This window comes from Microcoleus sp. (assembly GCF_041354475.1).
Lineage (GTDB): Bacteria > Cyanobacteriota > Cyanobacteriia > Cyanobacteriales > Microcoleaceae > Microcoleus.
The window spans coordinates 1-11095 of sequence record NZ_JBGJZU010000123.1 but is presented as its reverse complement, the minus strand read 5'-3'; the positions used below and the strand labels follow the sequence as shown (position 1 = coordinate 11095).

8 protein-coding genes are annotated in these 11095 nt (G+C 45.3%); 6 read left to right on the top strand and 2 right to left on the bottom strand.

Annotated features, from left to right (window positions below; genetic code table 11):
• From ACBR23_RS27485 to ACBR23_RS27470, 4 genes are all read left to right on the top strand, one after another.
• The coding region (locus tag ACBR23_RS27485) for an amidohydrolase family protein (protein WP_371125716.1) at window positions 1-1438 on the top strand (1438 nt) is incomplete at its 5' end.
• A 76-nt stretch (window positions 1439-1514) separates the two neighbouring features.
• Entirely contained in the window at window positions 1515-2708 is a 1194-nt protein-coding gene (locus tag ACBR23_RS27480; RefSeq protein ID WP_371120810.1) for a glycoside hydrolase family 10 protein, read from the top strand.
• A gap of 218 nt (window positions 2709-2926) precedes the next feature.
• Entirely contained in the window at window positions 2927-3700 is a 774-nt protein-coding gene (hisA, locus tag ACBR23_RS27475) for a 1-(5-phosphoribosyl)-5-[(5-phosphoribosylamino)methylideneamino]imidazole-4-carboxamide isomerase (protein ID WP_371117303.1), read from the top strand.
• A gap of 112 nt (window positions 3701-3812) precedes the next feature.
• The gene (locus ACBR23_RS27470; protein ID WP_341735422.1) at window positions 3813-5216 is read left to right on the top strand and encodes a cation:proton antiporter; all 1404 of its coding nucleotides are present in this window, start codon (window positions 3813-3815) and stop codon (window positions 5214-5216) included.
• A gap of 172 nt (window positions 5217-5388) precedes the next feature.
• Here the strand turns inward: ACBR23_RS27470 and ACBR23_RS27465 are convergent, their stop codons facing one another.
• A complete protein-coding gene (locus ACBR23_RS27465; RefSeq protein ID WP_371117305.1) occupies window positions 5389-6363 on the bottom strand; it encodes a hypothetical protein in 975 nt (324 codons plus the stop codon).
• Between the two features lie 215 nt (window positions 6364-6578).
• Between ACBR23_RS27465 and ACBR23_RS27460 the strand changes: the two genes are divergently transcribed.
• Entirely contained in the window at window positions 6579-6848 is a 270-nt protein-coding gene (locus ACBR23_RS27460) for a helix-turn-helix transcriptional regulator (RefSeq protein ID WP_341735424.1), read from the top strand.
• Window positions 6849-6916: 68 nt separating this feature from the next.
• On the opposite strand, the gene ACBR23_RS27455 is transcribed toward ACBR23_RS27460, so the two are convergent.
• A complete protein-coding gene (locus ACBR23_RS27455) occupies window positions 6917-7921 on the bottom strand; it encodes an ADP-ribosylglycohydrolase family protein (RefSeq protein ID WP_371120812.1) in 1005 nt (334 codons plus the stop codon).
• Window positions 7922-8038: 117 nt separating this feature from the next.
• Between ACBR23_RS27455 and ACBR23_RS27450 the strand changes: the two genes are divergently transcribed.
• Window positions 8039-10930 (top strand): filamentous hemagglutinin N-terminal domain-containing protein, encoded by a 2892-nt coding sequence (locus ACBR23_RS27450; protein WP_371120813.1) that lies wholly within the window; start codon window positions 8039-8041, stop codon window positions 10928-10930.
• Window positions 10931-11095 lie beyond the last annotated feature (165 nt).

Genomic DNA, 11095 nt, shown 5'->3' with positions numbered 1-11095 from the left:
CCCTTACCAAGGGGAAACCGCCCTTTTTAGTCCCCCCCCTTACCAAGGGGAAACCGCCCTTTTTAGTCCCCCCCCTTACCAAGGGGAAACCGCCCTTTTTAGTCCCCCCCCTTACCAAGGGGGGGATAGGGGGGGTGAAACAGTTATCGACGGCACAAATAAGCTGCTGCTGCTTCCCGGTTTTGTCAACGCCCACACGCACTCTTCCGAAATGTGGCAGCGGGGCATAATTCCCCCTTTGCCGCTGGAATTGTGGATTGCAGAATTGTACGATTTTACCCCTCTCGATACCGAACAAATTTACTTGAGTGCACTGGGAACAGCCGTAGAAACATTGCTATCTGGAGGGACAACCGTAGTCGATCATTTAGTCTTGATTCCCGGACAAGAATTAGAGACAATTGCGGCAGCAGTTCGCGCTTACCAAGAAATTGGAATTCGCGCTTTCATCGGGCCGTTAATTCAAGACGAATCTCTAAAATCGGGAATGCCCGCTGGCGATAGTGCTATCGATACCGCAGCTTATTTGCGATCGACTCAGGCAACTTTAGATTTAATGGAATCAGCCATAAAACAGTTTCACAACCCAGAATTAGGTGTGAATATATTATTAGCACCGACGGGAATTCAACTGTGTTCTGATGCGTTATTTGAAGGTTGTATCGATTTGAGCGATCGCCAAAATCTTTGCCGCCACGCCCACCTCTTAGAAACCCGCGCCCAGAAACAATTAGCTCAAGAAAAATATGGTTGTAGCGCCGTAGCACACTTGCAACAAATTGGGTATTTGAGTCCCAGAACATCCCTAGCACACTGTGTTTGGTTGGACGATGCAGACATTGCAATTATGGCAGCAACCCAATCCACCGTTGTCCATAATCCCCTCAGTAACCTACGTTTAGGAAGCGGTATCGCACCAATTTTAAAATACCTTAAAGCCGGAGTAAATATTTCCTTTGGTTGCGACGGTGCCGCTAGCAATGACTCCCAGGATTTGCTAGAAGCGATTAAAATTGGTTCCCTATTGCACAACATCACTGATTTAGATTATCGCCATTGGATTACGCCACGCCAGTCAGTAGAAATGGCTTCATTAGGAGGAGCAAAAGGCTTAAATATGGCAGATGAAATTGGTTCTTTGACTGTAGGCAAACGAGCGGATTTTGTGTTATACGATTTAAGGAATTTATCATTACTACCACGGACCGATCCCATTGGTTTACTCATCTTGGGTCGTCCGACTAATGCTGTGCATAGTGTTTGGGTAAATGGTAAACAACTTGTAGCAGAAGGTAAGGTGAAAACAATTGATGTGGATGATTTGAGAAAGGAATTATTCGATCGCAGTCAGTGGACTAGCAAGCGCCAATCAGCAATGGTGACTGAAATTGAGGCACATTACCGCCAAGTGATGAATTTGCCCGATCGCTCTGAGTAAGGTAAAATTGATATCTAGCCTTTGTCACTAACATAAGGTAGCCCCAAGGGTAATGGGTAATATGTACAAAAAGTTGATGATTAAACTACACCGATCGCAGAGGATACTGGCTTTAATAATTGCTTTTGCGATCGCCCTCACATCCACCGCCATCTTCTCTCCCCGTGGCTGGGCTCAAACTCCCCCCAAAATGCCTACAAAAACCGAATTGCGCGGCATTTGGCTGACCAACATTGACAGCGATGTCATCTTCTCCCGCAAAAACATAAATGACGCTGTAAATCGCCTAGAAAAACTTAATTTTAATACCATATATCCTACCGTTTGGCAAGGGGGTTATACCATTCATCCCAGCGCTGTAGCCAAGCGAGTATTCGGACAATTAAATGACCCAGCACCAGCATTAAAAGGGCGAGATGTTCTCAAAGAAATCATTACAGAAGCACATAAAAAAGGGATCGCAGTCATCCCTTGGTTTGAGTTTGGTTTCATGGCTCCCGCCAAATCTGAATTAGCGAGATTGCACCCAGACTGGCTGGCGAAACGACGAGACGGTTCAACTATTTGGAAAGAAGGTATAGAAGATCGAGTTTGGCTGAGTCCTTTTCATCCAGAAGTGCAGAAGTTTATCCAAGATTTAGTTGTGGAACTTGTGGCAAATTACGATCTAGATGGGATTCAATTTGACGACCATTTCGGCTTACCGTCAGAATTTGGATATGAACCGCTAACGGTTTTAATGTACCAAAAAGATATCAAAAAACCTCCCTCCAGCGACTCCCGCGAAACTTTCTGGGTGCGCTGGCGTGCGGACAGAATCAATCAGTTTATGGGGAAACTTTTCACAGCTATCAAAGCCCGCAAACAAAAATGTATTGTGGCTTTATCTCCCAACCCTTTTAACTTTGCCTTACCAGCTAGTTTGCAAGACTGGTTTACTTGGGAAAGACGCGGTTACATCGAAGAAATTGTGTTGCAGGTTTATCGCAGCGATATCAAGCGTTTTAATCAGGAACTGGAACGAGAAGAAGTTAAACTTGCTAAGCCTCATATTCCCACAGCAATTGGCATTTTAACTGGTTTGAAAAACAACCCTGTTCCCCTCAAACAAATTCAAGAACAAGTACAAGAAGTGCGAAAACGAAACTTTGCGGGTGTCTCATTCTTTTTCTATGAAAGCTTATCAAATTGGGCAAAAGAAACTCCCGAAGAGCGAAATACGGCATTCCGAGCATTTTTTCCCACAAAAATACAGCGTCCGTCAGTTTAAAATATTGTAGGATGTTTGTAGTCAGGACTTTAGTTCCCAGAAGCAGGAAGCAGGAAGAAGGAAGAAGGAAGAAGGAAGAAGGAAGAAGGAAGCAGGAAGAAGGAAGAAGGAAGAGAATTCCCAATTCCCAATTCCCAATTCCCAATTCCCAATTCCCAATTCCCAATTCCCAATTCCCAATTCCCAATTCCCAATTCCCAATTCCCAATTCCCAAATTATGAATGTAATTCCCGCGATCGACTTATTGGATGGAAAATGCGTCAGACTCTATCAAGGAGACTACGCCAAATCCCAAACTTTTAACGACAACCCCGTCCAAGTCGCCAGACAGTGGGTCAACGAAGGCGCAACCATGCTACATTTAGTAGACCTCGACGGGGCCAAAGCAGGTCATCCTGTCAACCAAGCAGCCATTGAAGCCATTGTCAGAGCCGTTGATGTTCCCTGTCAAGTGGGAGGCGGACTGCGCGATCGCACTTCCGTGGCTGCTATCCTTAATTTAGGCGTTCGGCGGGCAATTCTCGGCACTGTCGCTGTCGAAAAACCGGAATTAGTCGGTGAATTGTGCAGCGAATTTCCCGGTCAAATTCTGGTCGGCATTGATGCCAGAAATGGTAAAGTTGCAACTAGAGGCTGGCTAGAAACATCGGAAGTTTTAGCAACAGAATTAGCACAGCAAATGGCAAAATTAGGTGCTGCTGAAATTATTTATACCGACATTCACCGCGACGGTACAATGGAAGGGCCAAATTTGGAATCTTTGCGCGAAATTGCCAATGCTATTTCGATTCCGGTGATTGCTTCCGGTGGCGTTAGTTCGATCGCAGATTTGTTGAGTTTGTTGGCTTTGGAAGCAATTGGTGTCAAAAGTGCGATCGTTGGTAGAGCGATTTATACTGGAGATATCTTGCTAAAAGAAGCAATTCAAGCAGTAGGTCAAGGACGATGGCAGGATGTTCCTCCCGATTTGGGTTCTTCAAGTTTTGCTTGAGCTTCATGTTGAGTTAAGTAGCTATAAAATAGCTAGCAGTTATCACTCTGGCAACTCACATTTAACAGCGAACAGTCACCCTAGAATCGTCCTTCTTATCCTCACCTAATTCATGTTTGTGAACCATACAATTACAGCCTTAAGTTCTGGGATGGCATCCCTAGTTGCTCCCATACCTTTGTTAGCAACCGTCGAAGCCGAATATTCTCCCATCGTCCTCAGCGGAGTTTTACTTAGTTTAGTAGTGATTTATCTCGCCAGTAAACTAGGCGCAGAAGTAGCTAGAAACTTCGATTTCCCCCCTGTTTTAGGTGAATTAGTCGCAGGGGTAATTGTCGGAGTATCGGCATTACACCTCATCGTCTTTCCCGAAGCTGGGCTGTCAGCCTCAGACTCTGGGATTATGAGTGTTCTGCAATTAATTAATCATCTCTCCCCAGCCGCCGTCACCAGTATCTTTGAATCCCAGAGTGAAGTCATTTCAGTGTTAGCTGAATTGGGTGTAATTATTCTGTTGTTTGAAATTGGCCTAGAATCGGACCTCAGACAACTTAAGGAAGTCGGAATTCAAGCTGTTGTTGTCGCCTGTGTTGGCGTGGCAGTTCCCTTTGCCGCTGGTACTGCGGGCTTGATGATTTTCTTCCATACTGCGGCGATTCCAGCGATTTTTGCCGGGGCCGCTTTGACGGCAACTAGCATTGGCATTACATCGAAAGTTTTGTCGGAATTAGGACAACTAAAATCTAAAGAAGGTCAAATAATTGTCGGTGCGGCGGTGATTGATGATGTGCTAGGAATTATTGTCCTAGCTGTTGTTGCTAGCTTAGCTAAAACTGGTGAAATTGATGTGGTTAATGTCATTTATTTGATTGTTAGTGCCACTGCTTTTCTGCTAGGTTCGATTCTGTTGGGTGGTTTTTTCAACAAAACCTTTACTGGGGTTGTAGAGACACTCAAAACTCGTGGCAATATTGTGATTCCGGCATTTACTTTTGCCTACTTCATGGCATTTCTGGGTAATGCCATCCATCTGGAAGCGATTTTGGGTGCCTTTGCTGCGGGCTTGGTTTTGGATGAAAGCGATGCGCGCAATGAGTTGGATGAATTGGTGAAACCTATCGCCGATTTACTTGTACCCGTCTTTTTTGTGACGGTGGGAGCACGGGCGGATTTGGGAGTTTTGAACCCCACAGTCCCGGATAATCGGGCGGGACTTTTGATTGCTGTTTTCTTGATTTTGGTGGCGATTATTGGCAAGCTAGTTACAGGCTGGGTGGTTTTTGGTCAGCCGGGAATTAATCGATTGGCGATCGGAGTTGGGATGATTCCTCGCGGTGAAGTCGGGTTAGTTTTTGCAGGCATTGGTTCGGCGAGTGGGGTTCTTGATAAACCATTGGAAGTGTCAATTATTATCATGGTGATTCTAACAACATTTTTAGCCCCGCCATTTCTGCGGATTGCTTTTGGTGATTCCGTGGAACCGCCTGGGGAGGGGGAACCTTCTAAGGTCATATAGGACTTAAGGACTCCGACAAAGAAACCGGGTTTTTATTAAATTTGTGGACCGGAACGAAGTATTTTGGTAAAAAACCCGGTTTCTCGACTTCATAAGTAGAAGGAAGAAGGAAGAAGACTTATGCAGTCAGCTTTTCGGTCATTCGTAAGTTTCAATCCGGTGGTACTGAATTTTATTCCCTAGAACCTCCCTCAGTTAATGTTGACGCAGCCTGAGATTTTTCTCCGATAATTTCATGATTTTTATCCTCCAATGAATTCGACTGTTTCTCCCCTTTAATTTCAAATTGCCGATTTTTCAACTTAACTTTACCAGCCGAACTTTTAGCCTGAATTTTCTCGCCCACACCTTTAGTCTTAACTTCCCCTTTAGCACCTTTTGACTTAACCTTCACTCCAAAACCTTGAGATTTATTGCCTTTAGCCGCTGGGGATTTTTCTTCCGTTGCAGGCTTCTTAAACTCCTCGTCTAACTGGTCTAAAATTTCCTCTTGTTCGGGAGTATGTTCCGCTGCTTCCTCTACATTTCGGGGATTGTATTCATCCACCAACCGGGCTAACAATTCCGAAATTGACATACCCGCTGCGGCTGCTTTTTTAGATAAAAGAGCGTAGGTGTCCGTTTTAATCTTAATTTGTTTGAGCCGCAGTTCGGGATTGTTGTCAACCGTTTCGCTAATAGTAACTGCGGTAATCTTTTCTTTTGGCACTACATCCACAACTTCTTGCCATTTCTCCTCCAAAGGACAGTCGCCATATTGGTCGGTGACTGCGTGTTTAAACAAAGGGACAACCTGAGCAACGCAGCTAGGCAAAATATCAAATCCGGCTTTAATTAAGCGCAGACAAATGCCAGCAGCTTTGATGATTTGCGTACAGTAAAAATACTGCCTACCTAATGCTTGTTCGCAATATTTTTTAAAGGTTTTGAACTGGTCTTTATACAATCGCAGTCTTCGGATAGCATCCAGCATGATTCCTTGGCGCACGTAGTCTAGGAATCCCCTTTTTATTTCGCCAGTTAGGTATTCTAAATCGTGAAAGGGTGATTGATTCTGGATTTCTTCTTCAAAGTCTAGAAGGGGGCCTGCAAAGTGAAAGTTGAAGGCGACATCGCCTACATAGAAGTTGTCCGTGGATGTGGGCATAATTGGGAATAGTTCGAGGAAGGGAAGAATATCACAGAATTAGTGCGATCGCCAAGTACAGAAAAGTTTTTGTGTTAATGTTTAATACTTTGATACAATAAACCAAAGCGTTTCCACCGTCCGGCTACACAAGCCAACTTTCCGTTGTCCTATATTTAAAAGCATACTTGTAAAACTTGATCTTGTAAACAAGTTTGCTTGTAAATTTCTATGATATGTCTAAAAAGAAACAAGCTCAAGATTCCAAAGATATACCAGCACTGCAAATATTGCGAGAAGCTGCTGGTTTGTCACAATCGGCTTTAGCCAAGCAAATTCCTGACAAAACGGGCGCAAAAACTCTAACTCAGCAAGCAATCAGCAACTGGGAACGGGGAATAGACGAACCTGAACTCACAATTGTTCAAATGAAAGCCCTTTGCGAAGCCCTAGGAAAAACGCTGAACGATTTACCTAATGACTTAGGCCCACCAAATCGTGACTGATATCAAATCCTGACGGTGTTACGCGATCGCGATCGCACTTGCAATAAGTCTTAACTTGTTAGAAGCCGTTAAAACTTCATTTTCAACTGATAACAACTGTCAGCCAGTTGCATCAGTTCGCCCAGGCCCCAAGTCTCCCGATCGTTCAAAAGTTCCGTTAGTTGCTTCGGGATGGCTTCTAGACCCAGAAATGCCCCGCTGATGGCACAAGCCATTGCTGCGGTGGTATCCACATCGCCACCGACGGCGATGCTAGTACACAGAGTCTCCCAGTAATCTTGAGGGGTTCTCAAAAACGCATATAAACTCCACAAGACGCTACCTACGACAAAGGGTGAAATTCCTTGCCAAGAATGCTGGTAGTTTAACGGTAGTCCAGCTTTAGAAATCAGCTCTACCGCTGACTCTGGGGGCAATTTGACCAACTCAATCAAATCTTTCAGCAAAGCGGCAAAGGAAGAATCAACTTCTGCTACCCATTCGCTCAGTTGGCCCAGGAATGGCTCAGTTTCAATAGTGTCAGATTGAAGGGCGATCGCGACAGCCCCGGCGATCGCCACAGCACCCGCAGAACACCGCGAGTCTTGATGGGTAATGCGCCCTTGATCGCAAGCAGCTTGTATGAGCTGAGACGGGCGATCGTAGAATATTAAGCCGATCGGTCCTGCCCTCATAGCACTACCATTACCAGCACTGGGAGCAGGAGTGCCAGCTTCTTGCCAAGCAACGCCCCGAATCAGCCGGTTTGCAGCTTCTTCAGTCGATCGACCCCGCCCGACAATGCGTTCTTGAGCGAAAATGTCAGCAATACGAGTCGCGTAGTCCCTAGGGTCGAATTGACCACAAGCGAGATAGCTTTGAAGGAGTTCGCGGGCGAGTTGGGAATCGTCGGTATATTGACCAAAGGGGAAGCCGAAGCGATCGCGATCTTTGATTTTTTTGAGTCGAACTTCGTAGGTGACAAAGTTTTGGCAAACTTCGGGAGGATAGCCTTCAACTCTACAGCCTACAGCGTCGCCGAGGCACTGACCGATCAGACAACCTCTAAATTGTTCGAGACGCGGTACAATCATTTATCTGGCTTTAAGTATGTCTATCTAATCTTATGTTAAATCCCTCACTTATTTAAGAATTCGGGGATCTGGGTGTTCTATTTTTTTATTTCAAATACTATCTAGCGAAGTTCAACTATGTCCCGCCTATCTTCTGTCCTATTTTTTACTTTATTCTTACTATTTCCCACTGCGACAATTGCTCAAATTATCCCCGATCGCACTTTAGGCACTGAAAACTCCCGCACAGTCTCCGACACCATCAATAACCTACCATCAGACCGCATCGAAGGCGGTGCAACTCGCGGTGTTAATCTTTTTCACAGTTTCCGCGAATTCAACGTCGGTGAAGGCAGAGGCGCATATTTTGTCAATCCTAATGGAATTCTTAATATTTTCACCCGCATCACAGGCAGCAATCCTTCCAATATTTTAGGAACATTAGGAGTGCAAGGGAACGCCAACTTATTCTTACTCAATCCGCAAGGAATTGTCTTCGGCCCCAATGCTCGATTAGATTTACGCGGGTCATTTTTAGGCTCAACTGCTGATAGTATTGTTTTTAATAATGGCTTTGAATTTAGTAGCAAAAACCCTACGACAGTACCATTATTAGCGATTAATATTCCTGTGGGCTTGAGATTTCGAGACAATCCCGGCACAATTGTCAACTCTTCCCAAGCAATCGGCCCAACACCAACTTTACCACAACTTCCTATAGAAATTCCAGTTTCTAACAAACTTGGTTTAGCAGTAGATCCAGGTCAAACTTTAGCCTTAATTGGCGGAGACATTCAACTACAAGGCGGAAATCTCACAGCTTATAGCGGACAAATTCTTCTGGGTAGCGTGAAAAGTCCCGGTTTAGTGCAATTTGAACCAACAGCTTTAGGTCTGAATTTAAACTATGGGAATATTCAAAACTTCGGCAATATAGAAATGAACGGTGCATTTATCAATACCACCGGATTAGGAGGTGGAAAAATTGACATTAGAGGTGGAAATGTCACCCTCAGTAATTCGGGAATTTATGGATTGACACTAGGAAATATTGATGGTAGAGGGATTGACATCAATGCCCAAAACTTGCGAGTACAAGAGGGGTCACAAATTTTCACCACGACACTGGGAGATGGGAAAGGGAGCAATATCAACATCCACGCTACTGACTCAGTAGAAATGTTCGGGTTGGGAATTGAGGGCTATCAGCAGCTTACAGAAAATTTTCAGACATCTGGAACAGGCAACCCCTTTGTTTCGCAAATTGTTCTGTTCACTAGCACTATTGGCAGTGGAGCCGCAGGAGACATTAACATTGAAGCCGGACGGCTGTTGATGAGCAATGGGGTAGTGGCCGGTGCCCCCACCTTTGGTGCTGGGAATGGCGGAAATCTGACTATCCACGCCAACAACGTCGAACTCGTTAGTTCGACGCTCTATAACGGCACAACGAACGCAACCACTGGTCAAGGTGGAAACATTACTGTTGAAGCCCAACGGTTAATACTGCGCGATGGCGGTGCTTTTGCCAGCTTCAGTCTTAGTGATGGAGCATCGGGGAATATCGCGATTAAAGCGAGTGAATCTGTGGAATTGTCGGGGAGTCTCCCTGTAGGTTTAGGGCAAACTAGGCTCGGTACGAATACTTTTGAGGGGAATGGAAAAGGTGGGGATATTAGTATCGACACTAAACGGCTGACTGTTTCTAATGGAGCCACAATTAGTTTAACGACGGGTGCTATTTTTGGCGAAGTCGTGTTTTATACAAGTGGGGGGACGGGAGGAAATTTAACTGTGAGAGCCTCCGAGTCTATAGAAGTAAGCGGCGAGTCAAGATTTTTGGGGAATGCGGGCTATGTAGCAAGTTCTTTTGTTACTCAAACTGCAAGTTCTGGTAGAGGTGGAGATATCCGCCTCTCAACACCTAAACTAACTGTGCAGAATGGCGGCGTTATTTCTGCGGCTTCTCTGGGTATAGCAGATGCCGGAGATATTACAATTAATGCCGATCGCGTAGAAGTGCAAGGTATTGGGAGTAACAGTCGGTTGAGGAGTGCAATTGAGGCCTCGGCTGGTAGGGCGTTTAATGCTGTCAATTCCACTGCTAGCGGAAATGCAGGCTCGTTGAATTTGAATGCTAGTCAATTGATCCTTCGGGATAGTGCAGTGGTTAATGTTCAATCTTCAGGAACAGGTAGGGCTGGCAATATTAACGTTGTAGCTAACTCGATCGCCCTTGACAACAAAGCCAGCATTGATGGTACAACTGTATCTGGTACTGGGGCAAATATTAATCTGGAAGCGCGATCGATCCAGTTGCGCCGCGGCAGCAGAATTACCACTGATGCAGGTATTTCTGACGGTGGAAATATCAGAATTAATAGCGATATTTTGGTAGCTCTACCGCGAGAAAATAGCGACATTACAGCCAACGCTCGCACAGCTAGGGGCGGACAAGTTGCGGTTAATGTCCCGAATATCTTTGGCTTTACTACCATTAACCGAGAACAAGCTAGAAACACTTTAGGACTGAATGATGCGGAATTTGCCAATTTACAAGTAAATCCCACATCTTTAATTCCCACTAGCGATATCGCCGCCATTTCTCAACAGGCTGGCCCGGCCTTGCAAGGTGCGGTAACATTTAGCACTGCTGGTGTAAATCCCGCTCAAGGTTTAGTAGAACTACCTCAAAATGTTGTCGAGCGGGCTGCGTTAATTGTGGCTAATCCCTGCATACAAGGAGCGGGAAGTGAGTTTACAATTACTGGTAAAGGAGGAGTACCAGCCAACCCTAGTGATGCGCTTAATAGCGATTCTACCCAGTTTAGTTGGGTGGAACCAGCCAGAGGTGAAAGTCAGAATCTACAGGGTAAAAAAGCGGAAATAAAAATGCCACCACCAGCAGTTATTCCTGCTCAAGGTTGGGTGATGGATGCTCAAGGGCAAGTGACGCTGGTAGCATCTAATTCAATCGCTCAAGTTCCACAGCGCCAGAGGCGAATTTTGCCTGTTTGCCCGGAACGCTGAAATGGGGTCGATATCAAATCCGTTGGTATCGTCCTCTACTGCTACATAAGATTGACATAAAGCGGACAAGAATGACATCTCGGACACTTAAAACTTACTTCCTGCTTCTACGTAGGGAGTCGGCTCCTTCTACTCTACAGGCGTGAATTCAGGATTAGCCATCCT

What these genes read in the sequence shown, in the direction of transcription:
- ACBR23_RS27480 (WP_371120810.1), top strand. Translation starts at nt 1,515, where the DNA reads ATGATTAAACTACACCGATCGCAGAGGATACTGGCTTTAATAATTGCT.
- hisA (WP_371117303.1), top strand. Translation starts at nt 2,927, where the DNA reads ATGAATGTAATTCCCGCGATCGACTTATTGGATGGAAAATGCGTCAGA.
- ACBR23_RS27470 (WP_341735422.1), top strand. Translation starts at nt 3,813, where the DNA reads ATGTTTGTGAACCATACAATTACAGCCTTAAGTTCTGGGATGGCATCC.
- ACBR23_RS27465 (WP_371117305.1), bottom strand. Translation starts at nt 6,363, where the DNA reads ATGCCCACATCCACGGACAACTTCTATGTAGGCGATGTCGCCTTCAAC.
- ACBR23_RS27460 (WP_341735424.1), top strand. Translation starts at nt 6,579, where the DNA reads ATGTCTAAAAAGAAACAAGCTCAAGATTCCAAAGATATACCAGCACTG.
- ACBR23_RS27455 (WP_371120812.1), bottom strand. Translation starts at nt 7,921, where the DNA reads ATGATTGTACCGCGTCTCGAACAATTTAGAGGTTGTCTGATCGGTCAG.
- ACBR23_RS27450 (WP_371120813.1), top strand. Translation starts at nt 8,039, where the DNA reads ATGTCCCGCCTATCTTCTGTCCTATTTTTTACTTTATTCTTACTATTT.